The sequence below is a fragment of the Streptomyces sp. NPDC055103 genome (assembly GCF_053607625.1).
The window spans coordinates 61955-80774 of the sequence record NZ_JBSGTX010000013.1 but is presented as its reverse complement, the minus strand read 5'-3'; the positions used below and the strand labels follow the sequence as shown (position 1 = coordinate 80774).

Sequence of the window (18820 nt, the reverse complement as noted above, 5' to 3'; positions counted from 1 at the left end):
CTGAACGGGCCGGGGCACGGCCCCTCGGCCGTGACAAGACGCGGCCCGCTGTCGTGACCGAGAGTCGAACTCACCTGCCGAAGATCACAACGGATGACTGGAAAAAACCGGAATCTGACCGAAGGTCCAATTCAGATGCGTTCGTGGACAGGTCACTGTGACCGTTCTCCGAACGATTCGTTCCGCGACCGCCAAGCCCTCATAACGCACCGCCGTGAGCAGAAGGCAGCGTCCGAACGCCGATCCACGCCAGCCACCCAGGGCGTCCCGCACTCGGGGCACGTCACCCGACCCGCCCCGTTCAACTCCGCCATCACCCGGCGCCGCAACCGACGATCCCGCCGCCACGACCTGGCACGACATGCCGTCGAGCAGAACACGGCGTCCGGCCGCGCGGCCGGCCTCAACCGGTCACCGCAGCCTCCGCACACCCGCACTCCGGGCCGCCCGGAACCCTCGGACACCACTACAGGCTAGAGCTCTGGACGCCTCGAAAACCGGGATATGGAACAGGTACTAAGGGTGCGCGGGACGGTGCCGGTCGCGCTCCGGATCGTCGGGGCCGGCATCGGGGAGGGGCCGGGCCTGGACCCTCTGGGAGGGTTCCTGGTGGCCGCCCGAGGCGAGGAGGCGTACCTCGGCGCGGTCGCTGATCTCCGCCCGGATGATGCCCGTCGCGTCGGCGTACACCGGATGACCCCCGGGCCCTGTGGAGAGGGTGCGCTCCACGGTGACGACGTCCCGGGCCGAGCCCGTCCCGTCGGAGAACACCAGCTCGTATCTGAGTGTGCTCATTGGCCCCATTTTACGCCGCATGGGCGGAAGCCTCCGGGTCGACCCTGCCCGCTCCGCCGCGAAACCGCTGGTTAGAGTGGTGAGCGGTTGCGCCGCCGCACCAGGCTCAGGCGCATGACCGGGCCGACTGTCGACCACAGAGTCCCGTACGACCGTCACCCCGAATCCTGCCCTGTCCGGCCCACGGCCGCCTGCCCGGAAACGCCGCATCACATGAGCATCGACGCCGCACTTCGTACCGAAACCGACCACACGGCCCCCGCCGGCCCCGTCGGCACCACCAGCCCCGGTGGCACCGGTTCCGCCGACCCCCGGGGCTCCCGCCGGCCGAGGATCGCGGGGCGGGCTCCCGCCCGGCCCGGCACCGCGGCCGCCTTCCACAGCGTCACCGCCGCGACGGCGGCGCTGCTGGGGCTCGTCGCGATCGGAGCCCTCCTGCACGAGCCGGTACTGATACCGCCGCTGGCCGCCAGCGCCGCCCTCGTGCACTGCGCTCCCACACTTCCCCTGGCCCAGCCCCGCAGCGTGGTCGTCGGCCACCTGCTCGGCGCCGCCGCCGGATACGCGGTCGCGGCAGCGGCGGGCGGCAGCGCCTGGGCGGCGGCCGTCGCCGCCGGCGTCGCCCTCGCGCTGACGACCCTGGCCCGGACCCCGCACTCCCCGGCCTGCGCGACCGCCGTCGTCATCGTGCTCCAGTCGCCCGCACCGGGCCGCTTCGTTCCGCTGCTGCTCGGCGCCACGGTCCTGCTCGTCCTGACCGCGTTCACCGCGTCCCGCATCCGCCGGGGCGCACCGAGGTATCCCGCCTACTGGTGGTGAGCGGCCCACCCCCTGACGCACCCCTGACGCACCTCCGGCCCCGCCTCCTGACCCACCCTCAGGCCGCTTCGGGGCCGTTGTCAGTGGGCGGGGATAGGTTCGTTCCTGTCGCGCCGCTCCGGCGTGAACATCCCCTTTGACGTGCATGGGAGAGGTGTCTTGACGGACTGGGAGACGTCGAGCGTGGCGCGGGTGGTACCGCCCGCACGACCGCGGAAGCTCGCCAAGGTGCCGTTCGTCGAGCTGGCCGACGGGCGGTTGCAGGGTGTCGTGTCCAGCGGGTCCGACATAGGGCGCGTGTACGTGTCCTCGATCGCGGCCGGGACGTACGCGTTCGCGTGCAGCACCAACAACAACCGCCCCTGCGGCGGCGCGCGCGGCACGTTCTGCAACCACATCCGCGCGCTCGTCGGCGAAGCCGTCCTGCAGTACGGGGCCGAGCGCGTCGCCCGCTACCTGAAGGCCGGGACACCGGGCGAGGTGACGCCCGACGCCCCCGCGCTCGTCGCGGTGATGACCGCGGCGCGGCCCGCCCAGGGCGACAGCTCGGCGGCCGCCCCGGTGTTCAGCCGGTTCCTGCGGCACCTGGCCTACCTCGAACGGAAGCCGGTGACCGTTCCGTTGCCCGAGATGCAGTGGTTCCCGCCGACGAGGGCGGTGGCCTGATGCGTACGGATCTGCTCGCCGATCCCGTGGACGGGCTCGACGAGGCACTCACGGCCGTGGACGCCTTCGACCGGGTGCTCGTCGCCGGACTGCTCCGACCGCAGCCCGCGCAGGCCGACGGCCTCACCGCGCTGACGGACGCCGTCGCCGGGACGCCCCTGGCCGCACGCGTCGCCGAGGCCGCCGAGAAGACGGCCGCCGGCGCGGCGAGCGAGGAGCACTTCGTCGCCCTCGCCGCCGCCCGCACCGCCCTCCTGGGCTCCGTGCACGACGCGCTCGCCGTCCGCGTCGGGGACGTCACGGGCCGCCCCCGCGCCGAGGCGACCGCGCAGCCCGGCGGAGGCGAGGAACCCGCCGCGAACGTCCTGGCGGCCGCCCGCGCCTGGCTGTGCGACCTCGCCCGCGCCGGCTGGCAGGGCATCGACCACGAACTGGTCGCCGGTGCCGCACCCGTGGTCTCCGCGATGCTGCCCGACCCGCTGCTGCGGCGCCAGGCCACCCTGCTCGACGGCTTCTCGGCCGAACTCGCCGCCTCCTGCCCAGGGGCCACCCTGGAGCGCGTCCCGGTGCGCCGCTGGGCCGACCTCTGGTCCCGCGCGCTGCTGCTCACCCTGCCGGGCGCCGGGCGCGCCCCCTCGACGACCACCGTGACCGGCCGTCTGCTGCCGCTCGGCGTCGACGTACAGGAGCACGCGACCGCCGTGCAGGCCCAGGTCCACGCGGTGTTGGAACCCGCCGACGGTACGACACCGCGGCTCGTTCGGGCCACGGTGTCCGCGCCCAAGCCGGACACCGTCGTCGGCGCCGGACTCTGGCAGCTGCTCCGGCCGCGGATGTCGCTCCTGGCCGCCGTGAGCGAGGGCCGCTCCATGGAGCTCGACGCCATGCCCGTCACCGTCGAGGGCGACCTCGTCTGGGACGACGAGCGGGCCCGCGCGGGAGAGCCCGCCGACCCGTTCGCCACCGCCCGCGTGATCCTGGCCACCGCCCGCGACCCGCTGACCGCCCCGCTGGACCGCCACCCCGTACGGATCGCCGTGCCCGTCCTCGTCGAGGGGTACGCGGTGGAGCGCGAGGACGACGGACCGATCGCGTTCGCGCTCGCCGGGCACCGGCTGGCCGTCGACACCGACCGCATTCCCGCGGCCGGCCCGCTCACGCCGGAGACGGTCGCCGCGTCCGGCGCGTGCGTCGGGCTGCTCCGCTGGGACGCCGGGGCCTTCGTGCTCCAGCCCCTCGCCGTCGAGACGACCGTGCGGAAGAAGACCGTCGCCGTCCACGCGGGAGCGTGGGCCGGAGGCACCACCGACAAGGTGGGCGTCCGGGCGGAGAAGGCGGCCACGGACTCCGTCGCCGTCCTGCGCGAACGAGCCGGAAGGCTCCTGCGTAAATGACCGACCGCACCGACCGCACCGACCGCACCGACATAGTCGACCCCGACGACAACCGTCGCCAGGTCCTCTACTGGCGCCTTCTCGCCCGGCTCTTCGACCACGAGGAGCAGCCCGCCCTGGAGTCCGCGAGCCTCGCCGTCGTCGAGGACATCGGCCTTCCTTCGGCGCTCCTCGACCCAAACGCGTCCGTCGACTCCGTCGTCCAGCGCCACCCGGAGCTGGCCGACGAGTTCGACGGTCTGATGACCCCGGAGGCCGAGCCCGACGACGCCCGCGACCGGGCCGCCGAGGTGCGGCGCGCCGCACTCGCGTCGAAGGTGCTGCTCAATGTCTTCTCCACCGGCTCCGGCTCCGGCACCGTCTCCGCGGGCCGGCTGGCCCGCTGGCAGTCGGACGCCGGCTGGCTGGAGCGCGCGCTCGGTTGCCCGCCCGGCGGGCTGCGCGGCGGACGGGCGCCCGGCGCGGGACTCACCGGCGGCGGGCTCGGAGCCGAACTCGGCGACATCGAGGCCGATCTGGTCCAGCGCATGCACCTGCGCGAGGTGCTGGCCGATCCCGCCCTGGCGGCCAAGCTCACCCCGAGCATGTCCCTGATCGAGCAGCTCCTGCGCGACAAGGGCAATCTCTCCGGCATCGCCCTGGCCAACGCCAAGTCCCTCATCAGGCGTTACGTCGACGAGGTCGCCGAGGTGCTGCGGACGCAGGTGGAGAAGGCGACCGTCGGCGAACTGGACCGCTCGGTCCCACCCAAGCGGGTCTTCCGTAACCTCGACATCGACCGCACCATCTGGAAGAACCTCACCAACTGGAGCCCGGAGGAGGAGCGGCTCTACGTCGACCGCCTCTACTACCGGCACACCGTCCGCAGGACCACGCCGCAGCGGCTGATCGTCGTCGTGGACCAGTCCGGCTCCATGGTCGACTCGATGGTCAACTGCACCATCCTGGCCTCGATCTTCGCCGGCCTGCCCAAGGTGGACGTCCACCTCATCGCGTACGACACCCGAGCGATCGACCTCACCCCCTGGGTGCACGACCCCTTCGACGTGCTGCTCCGCACCCATCTCGGCGGCGGCAACGACGGGCCGATCGCCATGGCCATGGCCCGTCCGAAGATCGCCGAGCCCAAGAACACCGTCATGGTGTGGATCTCCGACTTCTACGAGTTCGACCGCTCGCAGCCCCTCTTCGAGGGCATCGAAGCGGTCCACAGGTCCGGCGTGCGGTTCATCCCCGTCGGCTCCGTGACCAGCTCCGGACGCCAGGAGGTCAACCCCTGGTTCCGCGAGCGGTTCAAGGCGCTCGGCACCCCTGTGGTCTCCGGCCACATCAACAAGCTCGTCCACGAACTCAAGACCTTCCTCACCTGAGAGGCCCTTCGCATGTCCGACCTGCTCCGCGCTCCCGCCGAGATCAAGTACGCCGAGGAACTCGACTGGCTGGAATCGATCGACGACAACCCCAAGCCGTTCTCCTGGCGCCTGTCCCCGAAGATGGTCCGCCTCTTCGTCCTCGGCTCCGAGCGCGCCGACGGCCTCGACCGGGAGGTGTCGCAGAAGTGGTTCGGCGACCGCTCCATCGTCGAGCGCTCCATCGTCACCCTCGCCTCCGACCGCGGCCTGCTGCTGATCGGCGACCCCGGCACCGGCAAGAGCTGGCTCGCCGAGCTCCTCTCGGCCGCGATCAGCCGTAACTCCACGCTCGTGGTGCAGGGCACCGCGGGCACCACCGAGGACCACATCAAGTACTCCTGGAACGTGTCCATGGTCATCGCCAAGGGGCAGTCGCGGGAGTCGATGATCCCCTCGCCGATCATGACCGCGATGGAGACCGGCGCCATCGGCCGCTTCGAGGAACTGACGCGTTCCACCAGCGACGTCCAGGACGCGCTCATCTCGATCCTCTCCGAGAAGTACGTCTCCGTCCCCGAGCTGGAGAGCGACGGCGGCGGCGACAACATCGTCTTCGCCAAGCCCGGCTTCTCGATCATCGCCACCGCCAACAGCCGCGACCGGGGCGTCAACGACCTGTCCTCCGCGCTCAAGCGCCGCTTCAACTTCGTCCGCATCCCGGTCGTGACGAACAAGAAGAGCGAGGCCGAGATCGTCCGCTTCCGCACCGAGGAGCTGCTGCGCCGCCACCAGATCGACCTGGACGTGCCGCCCACCCTCCTCGACGTCCTCCTCCAGAGCTTCGCCGATCTCCGCGCATCCTCCGCCGCGGCCGGCAGCGACGACGAGAAGCTGGAGTCCGCGCTGTCCACCGCCGAACAGATCGGTGTGCTGGAGGACGCCGTCCTCCACAGCAACTTCTTCGGTGAGCGCGCCCTGACCGCCCGTACCCTCGCCGCCTCGCTCGTCGGCTCCCTCGCCCGCCGCGAGCCCGAGGACCTGGCCATCCTCAACAAGTACCTGCACGGCGTCGTCGAGCCGCGCGGCAAGGAAGAGGGCGGCTCCTGGCCCGAGTTCCTGGAGGGCGGCCGCGACGCGATCGCCAAGCTCGCATGAGCGCGGCCCCCGAGCTCCACGAGACCGGCGGAGACCGCGCCGCCGCCGCGACGTCCTTCGCCGCGCTCCGAGGGCAACTCCACGAAGCGGCAGCGGAGTTCTCCGGTGGCGCGGACGCCCTGGAAGGCATCCTCCTCGGCATGGTCGACGACGTCGACCGGGCGGCGGGCGAACCGCTGGAGATCTTTCCCGTCTGCCACCACTCGCCCGCTTCGGCGCTCGCCATGGCCCGCCGGCTGCGCGAGAAGCAGCCGAAGGTCGTGTACCTGGAGCTGTGCGAGGACATGACGCCGCTCCTGACCGAGCTGCGCAACTGCCGACTGCCGGTCGCCGTCCAGGCGTTCGCCAGCGACATCGACGGCTTTCCGCCCGACTGGGCCCCGCTTTCCGTCGTCGCGCCGATCACCGAGGCCTCCGCCGAGTACCAGGCCATCGCGTACGCCCTCGACACCCCCGGCGTGGAACTGGTCCTCGTCGACCGCTCCTCCGACCACGTCTTCCAGTGGGACACCCGGGAGGCCCCGGGGACGAAGCCCGCGGAGACCGGGACCGAGCCCGAGGGGGCGCTCCACGGCGAGGCCGTCGGCGTCGAGATCGGCGACCTGCGGCCGCGCTTCGCCGAGCTGGAGGAGCACCTGCTCCGGCACGGCAAGGTCCGCCACTGGTCGGAGTGGTGGCACCAGTACGTCGAGGTCCCGCTCGGCGACAGCGACCACGACACCTACCGCCAGGTCATGTTCCTCATCGGCAGCCTGTTCCGGCGGCTCGCCCCCGGCGACGGGGACCGCGTGCGCGTCGACGAGGACCGCGAGCGGTACATGTGGACCCGGATGCGCGAGCACCTGGCAGCGACGGGCACCGATCCGGCGGACTGCCTGTACGTCTGCGGCGCCTTCCACGCGGCGAGCCGTGTCGACGAGTTCGGCGTCGACGGCACCACAGGCACGGACGGCACGGACGGCACGGACGGCTTCACGATCTCCCCGCGGACCGCCACCACCTGGCAGTACGGACTGATCCCGTCCAGCCACACCGCTATCGAGGCCCAGTTCGGCCTCGCCTCCGGATCGGTGTCGATCGCCGCGACGCAGTGGGCGAAGAACCTCAAGCGCACCCGGGTGAAGCCGTACCGCCTGGAAGGCCAGGCCGGCGCGAAGAAGGCGAGCCCGGCGAAGACGGCCGTGAAGGCGGCCCCGCCCGCCGCCCCCGTCGTGCCCGTCGGCGCGGAGGACCGGCTCTCCGGCTTCCTGCGCAGGCCGCCGGTCGTCGACACCCTGGACGAGGCCGAACTGCTCGGCTGGTCGGTGGACATCGTCCGCGCGGCCCGCCGCAGCGGCTACCTCGCCTCGACCGCCGACGCGATCGCCGTCTTCGAGACCTCGATCCTGCTGGCCGGGATGCGGGACCGGGCCAAGCCGACGCCGTACGACTTCCAGGACGCGGCCGTCACCTGCATCGAGAAGGACTCCGTACCCGGGCGCCGGGACGTGCGCCGCCTCGTCGAGATCATGATGGGCGGCGACCGGATCGGCCAGGTCGGCTACGACGCGCTGCCGCCCCTCGCGCGCGACGTGCACGACCGGCTGGCACCGCTGGAGCTGAACCTCCAGCAGCGCGGCGTGCGGCGCGCCCTCCTCGACATGGCGTCCGAGCCGGACCTGCGGGCCTGCTCCGACGTCCTGTGGATGCTGCGCCGCCTCATGCCGCCGGGCGCCGCCCGTACCGTCATGGGCGAGCGGCGGCTCGGCGAGCGGTCGATCCAGGAGTCCTGGGACCTGGCCCTCGGCACCCACCAGCGGGCGCTCATCGAGCTCGGATACGAGGGCGTGAGCCTCGAACAGGTCCTGGAACAGCGCCTGCGGCGCACCGCGTACGGGCCGCAGGCCACGACCGCGCAGGTCCTCGCGGCGGTCGAGGACGCGACGCTGTACCTCGGCGGCCGGCGCCTCGCCGACGAGCTGGGAACCCGCGCCCTGGAGGTCCTGGCGGCCGAGCGCACGGTGGACGGGGCGCCGGAGGTGCTCCGCCGGGTGCGCGGCCTCCTCGCGTACTACCGGACGAGCGAGCCGGTGCTGCCGCCGTGGATCGAGTCGTTCGTCAGAACCGGCTACGCCCACTACTGCACGCTGCTGCCGACCGCCTTCCGGGACGAGGACGCGACGGTCGGGCAGGTGGCCGCGATGCTGGGCTTCCTGTTCAGCATGGAGGGCCTTGCCCTGTCCCTGGGCTGCGACCGGACGCAGCTCGAACTGTCGGTCGCGCAGTCGCACCCGCGGGACCCGGCGAAGACGGCACTGCTGTGGGCGGCGCAGGTCCAGCTCGGCACGCTCTCCGGGGGCGAACTGCGGGCACGCTGCGACGAACTCCTCGGCAACCCGCTGGTGGTGCCCTCCTACCCGCGCTACCTCAGCGGCTTCGTCCACGCGCTCGAACCGGTGCCGGGACTCGCGGACGTCGTGGTGGAGGCCGTCTCGAACGCCTTCGGGAGGCTGCCGGACGCCGTCCTGCTCCCGTGGCTGCCGGTCCTCATCACCACCCTCCGGTCGAACGCGGCGGAGCTGGCCCCGCTGCTCATCCGCGAGGCGGGGCGCGTCTTCCCGGCGCGGCTCGCCGCTCTGGACGCCTGGGTCCCGCCGTGGCGACAGCAACCGGCCGCGTCCCCGGCTGCCCGCGCCCGCCCGCACGCCGCGGCCCCACGGGGCGCGACGCTGCTGCCCGCACACCCGGAGACCTGCGACGCGCTCGCGGAGCTCCTGGGCTGCGCGGACGGCTGGGCCCCGCCGGACACGGCCCCGCGCCGGCCGTCCCTGACGGACCTTCACTCGGACACGGCACAAGCGGTGGCGGCCCTCCTCACGGCCTCATGAGTCGGCGGCCGCGCGCCGTACTCCTCGTGGCCTCCCGTAGGTTGGCGGCATGTCCACAGACATCGTCGAGTACGAACTGACCGTGCCGTGGGAGGGCTTCCTCGCCGCACCGGCGGCGGGCGGTGGCGGTGCGGGCGTCCTGGTGCTGGCGGGGTCGAGCGGCCGGATCGAACGAGAGCGGTGCCGGCTCTTCGCCCGGGCGGGTGTCACCGCGGCGTCGATCCGATGGTTCGGCGGGCCCGGACAGCCCCCGGGCATCTGTGAGGTTCCCCTGGAGACCTTCGTCGCCGCGACCGGACTGCTGCGCGAGCGCGGCGCCGAGAGGGTCAGTGTCCTCGGCGTTTCCAAGAGCGCCGAGGCGGCGCTTGCGCTGTCCACGCGTTCGGACTGCGCCGACGCCGTGATCGCGCTCGCGCCGTCGTCGGTCGTCTGGTGCGACGTCGGTCCGGGGGGCGACGGCAGGGAAGCCCCGTATCGCTCCAGCTGGACCTGGCAGGGCCGGGCCCTGCCCTTCGTCCCGTACGCCGACGGCTGGACGCCGACCGAGCCGGAGGGCGCGCCGGTCTCGGTGTTCGGCTGGTACGAGAGCAGCCTCAGCGCGTACGCGGACCGGCTGCCCTCCGCGGCCATCGAAGTGGAGAAGTCGTCGGCCGATCTGGTCCTCGTCGCGGGCGGTGCGGACCGGATGTGGCCCTCCCTGCGCTTCGCCCGCGAGCTCGCCGGCGGCAGGCCTCGGGACGGTGCTGATCACCCGCCCCGACGCCGGCCACCGCACCGTCTTCCCGGACGAGGTGGCACCGCCGCCGTCGACCCGGTTCGTCCACGGCGGCGGCGCGGACGCCGACGCCCGGCTGGGCAGGGCCGCCTGGCCGCACGTGCTGGCCGCCGTCCGCGGCGGCGGAGCGCACGGTCCGCTCCTCCCTTCAGGAAGCCCCGGGCGGGCGCCGTGAGATCACGCGGGATCCGGTACGGGTCTCAGCCGGTCCACCTCGGGGTCGTACGCGATCGGGTCGTGCGGCTCCTGGAAGTGCACCGCGAGCCGGGTCCCGGCGCGATAGGCGTCGAGCCCCGCCCGGCAGTACGCGACCACCGGATCGGGCAGTGCGTCGAGCGGGAACCAGCGCATGGCGTCGCACACGTGCGGCTCCCGCACGTGCGGGTTGCCCCGCCAGCGGCGGACCTCGAAGAAGTACCCCACCCGCGCGCCGCCGCCCGGGGACCGGTGGTGGACGGTGACGGCGGCACGGGCGTCGGCGGGGTCGACGACGACCCCCGTCTCCTCCAAAGTCTCGCGTACGAGCGCCGTGACGACGTCCTCATGGGCCCCGTCGAGGTGCCCGGACGGCAGATGCCACAGGCCCGCCGCGTAGACCGTGCCTGCGCGGCGCGACAGCAGCACTTCCGGCCCGGTGTCGCCGTCGCGGCGCAGGATCAGGTGCACGTCCAGCGGCTCGGTGTGCCGCGGACCGGCGCTCATGCTCCACCGCCCGGGGCGTCCCAGCCGAGTTCGGTGCAGGTCCGGCCCGCGCGGATGCCGTCGATCGCGGACTCCTGCTCGCGGTGGCCGGCCAGGAAGTGGTGTTCCAGGGGCGCGTACGCCGAGTCCGGATGGCGCAGGCCGAGCAGCACCCGGCCGTCGCGCTCGAGGTACAGGTGGGAGCCGATGACGTTCTTGACCGCACCGGCCCCGCTGACCGCACCGGCCCCGTGGACCGCACCCACCCCGGTGACCGAACCGGCCCCGTTGACCGCGGTGGCCTTTCGACGCGACCTCTTCATGACGCCACCTGCCCGTCCGTGCGGGGTGCGGCGTCCGACGGCCCGCCCTGGGAGGGGACGGCCGGGCGGACGAACTGGCGGGCCTGGAGTTCGTACGCCTCACGGAAGGCGCCCGTGCCCGTGGCGGGGGCCATGAGGTCCTCGAAGGTCCCGGCCTCCACTACCCGGCCCTCCTCCATCACGTAGATGAGGTCCGCGTGCGCCACGCTGTGCAGACGGTGGGTGATGAGGACCGTGGTCTGGCCGGTACCGGCCAGGCGGTGGATCTGGTCGAAGACCCGCTGCTCGGCCGCCGGGTCGAGCGCGCTGGTCGGCTCGTCCACGATCAGTACCCGGCCTTCCCGGTAGCGCGCCCGGGCGAGGCCGATCTTCTGCCACTGACCGCCGGAGATCTCCTGGCCGCCGCGGTAGCCGCGCGCGAGGAGCGTGTCCAGGCCGTGGGGGAGTTCCTTGACGACGTCGTCCGCGCCCGCGTACGCCGCGGCCTCGCCGATCGTGGCGTCGTCGACCGGGCCGCCCGGCCTGCCGATGCCGATGTTGACGCGGGCGGTGAAGGGCCAGCGGTGGAAGTTCTGCGCGACCATCGCTACACGGTCGAAGACCTGCGCCCGGCTCGCCCGGGCCGTGTCGACCCCGCCCCACATGACCCGGCCCTCGTCCGGGAGATAGAGCCCGCAGAGCAGCCGGGTGACGGTGGTCTTGCCCGAACCGTTCCTGCCGACGAACGCGACCGTCCTGCCCCGGGGGATGACCAGGTCGACCTCGCGCAGGGACGGCTTCTCCGCCCCCGGGTAGGTGAAGGTGACCTTCTCGAACCGGATCTCCTCGACGTCCTCGGGCAGGTCCACCCCGTCGACGGGAATCCGACGCCGGACCGCCTCCTCGCACAGGGTCTCCAGGTCGGCGACGAAGAGCGACTCCTCCTGGACGTCCGTGATCCGCAGCACCAGGTCGGTGATGCTCGCCGAGCCCGTACGGATGGCGAGGACGGCCGTGCCGCCGACGGCGAGCGCCATGTGCCCGTCCCACAGGAGCAGTCCGAGCACGGCGTACGTACCGACCGTGGCGAGTCCGCGCGCCGCGTCCGCCGTGAGGCCCGTACGGGCACCGATCCACGCCAGCCGGGTCTGCTCCCGCTCACTCGTCTCGGCCATGCCCCGGAAGTGTTCGAGCAGGAACGGACCGACGTCGTGGACCCGGACCTCACCCGCCGCCTGCTGGTCGATCAGCAGCCGGCTGATCAGCTGCGCGGCCCGCGCGTGCTGCACGAACCGGTGCCAGCTCACGTACCGCGCCCGCGCCATCGTCAGCGAACTCCACGCGCTCGGCAACGCCATGGCGATCAGCAGGGGCAGCAGCAGAGGGTGCAGGACGGTGAGGACCCCCGCGGCGGCGACGAGCGAGATCGCCGAGGTGACCACGGCCGTGCAGTACCCGACCATCCGGCGTGCCGAGTCCGCACCCCACTGGGCGGAGTCCATCAGCTTGTGGAAGGCGTCGTCCTCGATGGCCTCCAGCTCGACCCGGGCCACCAGGCCCAAGTACCGTTCCGTGGAGACCCGTTGCACCTTGGGCTCCAGGATCCCGGTCGCCGCCGCCGAGGCGGACTTCCCGGCGGAGCCGATCACCGCGAGGACGGCGACGACGACGAGGGAGGGCAGGGCCGAGCCCAGTCGTTCGACGGTGCTGCCCTGGGCGAGGAGCTCGACCAGGATCGCGTTCACGGCGATCAGCGACACCGCCTGGGTGACGCCCCGCCCGAACTCGCTCACCGCGACCGTGTACAGCGCCCGGCGATCGGCCTCGTGGGCCAGCCGCACGGCGATCCCGACCTGCCGGGGGAGCGAGAGCGCCATGGCGCGCAGGCTCAGCTTCAGCCACACGCCGTGGTGCCGGCCCCAGCCGAAGTCGTACGCGAGCTCTCCTCCGAACAGCAGCTGCTCGGAGGCGGAGGGACCGCCGTCGGCGGTGTCCGTATCGGGTGGGGTGGGTGTCGTCGGCGGGGTGGGGGAGGGATGCATGGTGTCCTCCGTCGCTGAGCCGTCCGGGTGTCGTCCGGATGTCGTCGAGCTCAACGAGACGGCGCCGATTTCGAACACACGTCCTTCGGACGCGTCGCGATCCGCATGACAGAGCGAAACCCGAGGGTGCCGGATACACCGACCCTTGCCGGAGGAGGGCCGTGCCCCGGGACCCGGATGGCCGAAACGCCGAGGGCGGGCCCGCTCGCGCGCCCGCCCCCGTAACCCTGTCCGCTCGCGGTTCAGCGGCCTCCGGCGGCCGCTTCCGTGGCGCCCTTCGGTGCCCGGCCGAGCGCCCGGACGGCCGGGACGCCGAGCATGACGCCGAGGAGCACGACACCCGTCACCGCGGAGAAGAGCAGGACGCGGTCGGCGCCGAAGGACTCCGCCGCCGGGCCGGCGAGCGCGCGGCCCAGGGGGATGACCATGATGGATCCGGCGATGTCGTAGGCGGAGACGCGGCTGAGGACGGCCAGGGGGATGTGGGACTGCACGCTGGTCGCCCACATCACGCCCCAGAAGGCGAAGCCGCAGCCGGCCACCACACCGGTGACCGCCGTGAGCGTGAACGACCAACCCAGCGCGGGAGCCAAGGGGTTGAGCGAGAAGAAGAGCATGGCCAGGGCTCCCGCGACGAGCGGGCGCCGGGGCTTGACGCGCATGCCGAGCAGACCGCCGACGATCGTGCCGGCCCCGTCGGCGGAGGCGATCCAGCCGTATCCGCTCGCCCCGTGCTGCTCGGTGAGCAGCGCCGCGCCCAGCGGCAGCGCCGGGCCGAAGACGAACAGCCCGTAGACCGCCCAGACGGCGATGACGCCCCAGAGCCAGGAGCGGGACCGGAACTCGTGCCACCCCGTGGCCAGTCGCTGCCACAGCGGGTCGGCGCTGTCGTCCTTGGCGGTACTCAGCCTCCGCAGCGGCGCGAGGCCGAGCGCGCTGAGCGCGTAGGCCGCCGCGATGACCAGGAAGGACCCGGCGACGTCCCAGTGGGCGACGAGGAGGCCGGCAAGACCGGGGCCGAGGAGGGTGCAGATCGCCTCGGATATCCGCAGCAGCGCGTTGGCCCGCTGGATGTCCTCGGCGACCTGGGGGACCATGCCGGCCAGACCGGGCTGGAACATTGCGGTCGCGGCGCCGCTCAGCGCGAGAAGGGCCATGACGTGCCAGAGCCGCACCCCGCCCGCGGCGAGCAGCGCCGCGAGCGCGAGCATCGCCACGAGGCGCACCACGTCGGCGCCGACCATCATCACCTGCGGGGTGAACCGGTCGGCGAGGACTCCGCCGACGAGGACCAGCAGGACGATCGGCGCCATCCACGCGGCCAGCGCGTAACCGACGCCACTGGCCCCGTAGCCCGCGCCGAGGACGGCGGTCGTGAGCGACACCATCAGCATGCCGTCGGCGAGCAGCGACGCGCTGCGGGCCGTGAAGAACAGCCGGAAGCGGTTCGACCGCCACGGGCTGGGAAGCGGGTCCGGCTTCTGCCGGACGGTCACGTCATCGGTATCCGTCGTCATGTCACATCGGCCGGTCCCGGCCGGTCCCTTCCGAGAGAATCTGCTGCCGGAGCCAGGCGCCGTCGCGGTCGGCCTCCACCGGCGGGTCCTGGACGATCACGTACCGCCGGGGCGCCAGAAGTCCGGGACGTCCCGGGAGGGCGTCCATGAACGCGGCGTGGGCGCTCGCCGGTGTCAGCGGGGCGACCCCGGAGGCGAGGTAGGCCGTGAGGCCGGGACCTGCGTCCCCCTCCGGCGATCCGTCGTCGTGCCGGGTGTCCGTCGTGACGTGTACGGGTACGCCGTCGAGGGCCCGGCTCAGGGCCTCCGCCACGGCGAGCGGCGAGACCCAGGAACCGTCCACGCGCTGCCAGTCCGCGCCGCGCTCGACCGGCCTGACCCCCGTGACCTCGGTGAGCGCGGTCAGCGGTACGTCGGCGGTGGCGGCCGCCTCCAGGAGGCGCACCAGACCGACGAGGAAGCCCTCCGCCTGGTCCCGGGTGAACAGCGCCGGGTCCGCCCACACGCCGAGGCGCAGCAGCGGATCCGTCTCGTGGACGAAGGTCAGGACGCGGGTCGGCAGCACCTGATCCGTTCCCCAACTGAGCTCCAGCTCCGGCCCGACGGCGACTCCGTCACCGGGGGGAGACGGGGAGTGGGCGGACGGGAGCGTGGAGGGCAGCGCGGTGGGAAGCGTGCTCACGTCGTTGAAGGCGACGTCCCGCGCGAACCGGCTGCCCCGCTCGAAGGTCGTCCTCCCGATCATCTCCCACAGGCTCACCGCGTCGAACCGGCTGTGCCGGTAGGCGTTGAGCGCGGCGCCCCAGGCCTTGCCGAGGAGGACGTCGAAGGAGGGGACCCGGACGTCGAGGGAGAGCAGGGCGTCCTGGGAGAGGGTGTTCACCGAGCGCGCCAGGCGGGGCTCGTAGCGGTTGGAGGTCGGGACGGCGGCCACACAGGTGGGCTGGCCCGTACGGTGGGCGAGCAGCGCGCACCAGGCCGTGAGCAGTACCGTCGACGGCAGGCCGCCGGTGCGCTTCGCCACCAGGGCGAGGGCGCGGGCGCCGCGACGTGACCGCAGGGTGAGCTGGGGCGCGCGGACCTCGGTGCCCTCGGCGCCCGGTTCGGCGAACATGGCCTGCGGTCCGTTACGGATGATCCGCTCCCAATACCTCAGTGACGCAGCCGACTTGCGGAGCCCGGTCGGGGTCGCCTCCTCGGCGGCGAGGTCGAGGGGGGTGAGAGCGGTCAGCGGGGGGAGCTCCTCGCCGGACAGCAGGGCGAGCCACTCCTCCTTGAGGACGGCGAGCGCGCTGATGTCGGCGACGGCGTGGCTGGCCGCGAGCGCGACGAACGACGGCGCGCCGTCGAGAGCGATCAGGGAGACCCGGAGAGGGAAGTCCCGGTCCAGATGGAACCGGCCCTCTCGGGCCTCACGGGCCAACGACTCCGCGTACAGCGCCGGTTCGTCGGGGAGTACGTCGTGGTCGAGGACGGTGACCGTGAACGTCCCGGCCCCGGCGACGACCTGCTCGCGCGGGGCAGTGCCCGGGGGGTGGGGGAACGTCGTACGCAGTGCCTCGTGCCGCACGGCAAGGGCGCGCAGGGCGTCGACGGCCGCTTGCATCCGGGTACCGGCGGGGGCCGGCCACACATCGTGGATGTTGATGAGCGCCGGCTCGTCCCGCAGGATGCACCGGATCATGTTGGCCTGCCCCATCGTGACCGGCCCGCGGCGCTCCTCGCCACCCGCGTACGCGACGGTCACGGTGTCGACGCGGGCGTGCTCCAGCCGCGAGGAGTCTCGCTCGGTCACCATGCGATGCCTTTCTGGTACTTCGCGGAGCGGGTCAGCGGACTCCACGCGTCGATGAAGAGGGCGAACTCCTCCATGTCGGCGCGGGCCTCGTCGAGGAGTCGCTCGCGCTCGGCGGCGAGGACGTCGGCGGCCTCGGCGTAGCGGCCGCCGAGCTTGCGGTACGAGCGGTCGACGACGTCGAGCCGCTCCGCGCTCCCGACGGGGTCCAGACGGGTGCTGTCCCTGACGAACCCGGCGACGACGGACGCGCGGACAAGGCCCTCGGGGTCGAGCAACTCCGCCCCGGCGGCGGACATCCGGGCGTATACGGCGTTGAAGTACGGCGAGGACAGGAAGAACTTCGCGAGGCGCCTCTGGTAGGCGAGGAAACCCGTGTCGGAACGGCGCTCCGCCGTATGGAAGTTGATGATGTGGCGGTTGTGCAGGACACCGGGCAGCTGGGCGTCCTGGACCACGTGGATGAGGAAGTAGTCGCTGCCGACGGTGTCGGTGGCGGGAGGCAGCGGCACACGGCCGTAGACCTCACGGACGAAGCCGATGTTGCACATGTCCACGCGCGTGGGGCTGACGCTGGTGAGCGTCGTGCGGTCCCCGGTGAAGGGGGCGGTCCCGGCGCCGCGGAACGACTCGTCGATGAGGTGCCTGCGCCAGATCTCCGGGCAGTCGTCGGGGACCGAGAGGCCGACGACGTCCTCGTAGACGGCCGGATCGAGGCGGCGGATCTCCGCGACGTCCACGGACATCTCGCCGATGAACGAGCCGCCGACCATCGCCACCGGCCGCTCCGCGCAGTCAGGATCGAGCCTGCTCCGCGACACGAGCCCGGCCACGTCTGCGGCCCGCCGCCCGAGGGACGTCAGCTCGTGGTGGATCGGGAAGACGGGTTCGCCGTCCGGGTCCGTGGACCGGTACTGGTAGCGGCTGTCGGAGTCCCGGCGGTGGACCGACGCGCAGCCCAGGGCCTCCGCGATCAGGAAGGCGCGGTTGGTGCAGGCACCGTAGGACACGCGGGTCGGCAGCATGAGGTCGAGCACGCGGTCGGGCGCGGCGACGCCGGAGCGGGCGATCACCTCCCGCAGGAAGGTCCGCTGCTGGTGCTCGTCGAGGTGGTGGACGACCACGCCGGGAGCCGCGGGCAGGGCGCCCACCGTCTCCCGGTGCGAGGCGAGCACGGGAGCCTCGGAGGAGTCCAGGATCAGGAGGTGGACCTCGACGCCGAACCGGCGGGCGCCGTAGGCGGCTTCCTCGGCGACGGCCCCGATGGTCTCGGCGCAGGCCCGGTTGGTGGGGAGGGTCAGACAGACACGGCGCACGACGACGGTTCTCCGCTCTGACCGTCCGCTGCCGTCTCGTGCCACGAGGTGAGCCCGAGGAGACGGCTGCCGAGCTCGGTCAGCTCGGCCGTCGGGTAGCGCTTGGACTCGTGCAGCACCGGATCGCCGACGAGGGTGCGGTTCCAGCGCGGGGTGCGCAGGTGCCGCCAGGACTCGACGCGTGAGCGCCGCAGCCTCTCGTGTTCCTCGAGCGCCGGCATCATCGACAGGTACTGGACCGCACGCACCCCGTTCTCGGAGGCGTTGCGGGCCACGCCGTGGGCGAGGAGGCCGTTCCAGATCAGCAGGTCGCCGGGGTGGAGTTCGGGCCGTACGACGGGGAACTCGCTCCGGTCCACGTCGGGACGGAGTGGGTCCCGGTCGGCCGGCTCCCCGATCTTCCACTCCTCGAACCGCCGGAACAGCTCGGGGCCGCACTGGAATCCGCCGGTCTCGGGGCGTGTGTCGTTGAGCGCGATGATCCCCTGCACCCGCTGCGGCGGGACGCCGAGCGTGGTGTCGATGTCCCAGTGCAGCTCGATGTCGAAGCCCCGGTCCGTGGGCTCGATCAGGGCGCGGTCACGGTTCCGGACGTTGGGCGGGTTGAGGTTGAGCCGGTCGAGGGTGACCCACAGCTCCTCGCAGTCCCACACGTCGACGAAGGCGTCGTACACGCGCTGGGACTGACGGCTGTTCCAGAGCAGTTGGTGGTGGTACGCCTCGACGAACCCGTAGACGTGCAGCTGCTGGTCCAGCTCGGAGCGGAACGGCCGGTCCTCGTACCAGCTGTCCGGCCGGTCGGGGTCAAGACCCTGGAAGTCCCAGGTGAAGTCGAGGAGTCGCCCGGCCTCCGCCGCCGGCACGGCCTCCCGGACGACGACGTATCCGTACGTCTGCCAATGGGTGAAGTCCTCCTCGGACAGCACCCGCAGGGGCCGTGACTTCTTCAGCTCCCGCAGGGTGGTCTGCGCCAGATAGGACTCGCCGTCCGCGCTGAAGTACGGAAGGTCCGACGCCGCCCGGTGGAGATGGGGACGGCGCGGGCGGCCGTGGGGAGCGGGGGTCGTCATGTGGTCCCTCCAAAACGGGAGTCAGGGCCGGGGACAGGCGCTGCCGATTACGCAGCAGCATTGGTTTAGACCATAGCTGCTGTCAAGTGTCGGCCTGATGTGCACAGTTGTCGTGGCCGGAAGATCGAAACGAACTTCTGACGGTGGTCACCGACCCGCCGAGGTTGGTCTAGACAAGTCGTGAAGGGCTGGCCTAGGGTCCATGTCCCGGACGTTCGGACCGCCGCGACAGCGCTGTCGCCACCACGTCGTGGAGACCTCCGGCCGTCCGCCC

15 protein-coding genes are annotated in these 18820 nt (G+C 72.5%); 7 read left to right on the top strand and 8 right to left on the bottom strand.

Annotated features, from left to right (window positions below; all coding sequences use genetic code 11):
- Positions 1 to 516 precede the first annotated feature (516 nt).
- On the bottom strand, positions 517 to 795 hold the full coding sequence (locus ACWFR1_RS11345) for a DUF6296 family protein (protein ID WP_453549172.1): 279 nt from the start codon (positions 793 to 795) through the stop codon (positions 517 to 519).
- 213 nt (positions 796 to 1008) lie between these two features.
- Between ACWFR1_RS11345 and ACWFR1_RS11340 the strand changes: the two genes are divergently transcribed.
- From ACWFR1_RS11340 to ACWFR1_RS11310, 7 genes are all read left to right on the top strand, one after another.
- Positions 1009 to 1614, top strand: a complete 606-nt coding sequence (locus tag ACWFR1_RS11340; protein WP_453549170.1) for an HPP family protein — start codon at positions 1009 to 1011, stop codon at positions 1612 to 1614.
- Between the two features lie 159 nt (positions 1615 to 1773).
- Positions 1774 to 2280 carry a hypothetical protein gene (locus ACWFR1_RS11335; RefSeq protein ID WP_453549168.1) on the top strand — a complete coding sequence of 169 codons (507 nt, stop codon included), beginning with the start codon at positions 1774 to 1776 and terminating at the stop codon, positions 2278 to 2280.
- A complete protein-coding gene (locus tag ACWFR1_RS11330; RefSeq protein WP_453549166.1) occupies positions 2280 to 3674 on the top strand; it encodes a hypothetical protein in 1395 nt (464 codons plus the stop codon). The genes ACWFR1_RS11335 and ACWFR1_RS11330 overlap by 1 nt, the downstream gene beginning before the upstream one ends.
- Positions 3671 to 5044 carry a VWA domain-containing protein gene (locus ACWFR1_RS11325; RefSeq protein WP_453549163.1) on the top strand — a complete coding sequence of 458 codons (1374 nt, stop codon included), beginning with the start codon at positions 3671 to 3673 and terminating at the stop codon, positions 5042 to 5044. Before ACWFR1_RS11330 ends, ACWFR1_RS11325 begins: the two co-directional genes overlap by 4 nt.
- Before the next feature lie 12 nt (positions 5045 to 5056).
- A complete protein-coding gene (locus tag ACWFR1_RS11320; protein WP_453549161.1) occupies positions 5057 to 6181 on the top strand; it encodes an ATP-binding protein in 1125 nt (374 codons plus the stop codon).
- Positions 6178 to 9048, top strand: coding sequence for a hypothetical protein (locus ACWFR1_RS11315; RefSeq protein ID WP_453549159.1), 2871 nt, complete (start codon positions 6178 to 6180; stop codon positions 9046 to 9048). Before ACWFR1_RS11320 ends, ACWFR1_RS11315 begins: the two co-directional genes overlap by 4 nt.
- A gap of 740 nt (positions 9049 to 9788) precedes the next feature.
- Positions 9789 to 9998: a hypothetical protein gene (locus ACWFR1_RS11310; protein WP_453549157.1), complete on the top strand. Its 210-nt coding sequence runs from the start codon at positions 9789 to 9791 to the stop codon at positions 9996 to 9998.
- Positions 9999 to 10000: 2 nt separating this feature from the next.
- Here the strand turns inward: ACWFR1_RS11310 and ACWFR1_RS11305 are convergent, their stop codons facing one another.
- From ACWFR1_RS11305 to ACWFR1_RS11275, 7 genes are all read right to left on the bottom strand, one after another.
- Positions 10001 to 10525, bottom strand: coding sequence for an NUDIX hydrolase (locus ACWFR1_RS11305; RefSeq protein WP_453549154.1), 525 nt, complete (start codon positions 10523 to 10525; stop codon positions 10001 to 10003).
- A complete protein-coding gene (locus ACWFR1_RS11300) occupies positions 10522 to 10827 on the bottom strand; it encodes a hypothetical protein (protein ID WP_453549152.1) in 306 nt (101 codons plus the stop codon). The genes ACWFR1_RS11305 and ACWFR1_RS11300 overlap by 4 nt, the downstream gene beginning before the upstream one ends.
- Positions 10824 to 12848 (bottom strand): ABC transporter ATP-binding protein, encoded by a 2025-nt coding sequence (locus tag ACWFR1_RS11295; protein WP_453549150.1) that lies wholly within the window; start codon positions 12846 to 12848, stop codon positions 10824 to 10826. The genes ACWFR1_RS11300 and ACWFR1_RS11295 overlap by 4 nt, the downstream gene beginning before the upstream one ends.
- Positions 12849 to 13090: 242 nt before the next feature.
- Complete coding sequence (locus ACWFR1_RS11290; RefSeq protein WP_453549147.1) at positions 13091 to 14365, bottom strand: MFS transporter; 1275 nt, start codon at positions 14363 to 14365, stop codon at positions 13091 to 13093.
- A 1-nt stretch (position 14366) separates the two neighbouring features.
- On the bottom strand, positions 14367 to 16163 hold the full coding sequence (locus tag ACWFR1_RS11285; protein WP_453549145.1) for a condensation domain-containing protein: 1797 nt from the start codon (positions 16161 to 16163) through the stop codon (positions 14367 to 14369).
- Positions 16157 to 17476: a DUF6271 family protein gene (locus tag ACWFR1_RS11280; protein ID WP_453549143.1), complete on the bottom strand. Its 1320-nt coding sequence runs from the start codon at positions 17474 to 17476 to the stop codon at positions 16157 to 16159. Before ACWFR1_RS11280 ends, ACWFR1_RS11285 begins: the two co-directional genes overlap by 7 nt.
- Positions 17458 to 18546 (bottom strand): phytanoyl-CoA dioxygenase family protein, encoded by a 1089-nt coding sequence (locus tag ACWFR1_RS11275; protein ID WP_453549141.1) that lies wholly within the window; start codon positions 18544 to 18546, stop codon positions 17458 to 17460. Before ACWFR1_RS11275 ends, ACWFR1_RS11280 begins: the two co-directional genes overlap by 19 nt.
- Positions 18547 to 18820: the final 274 nt, after the last annotated feature.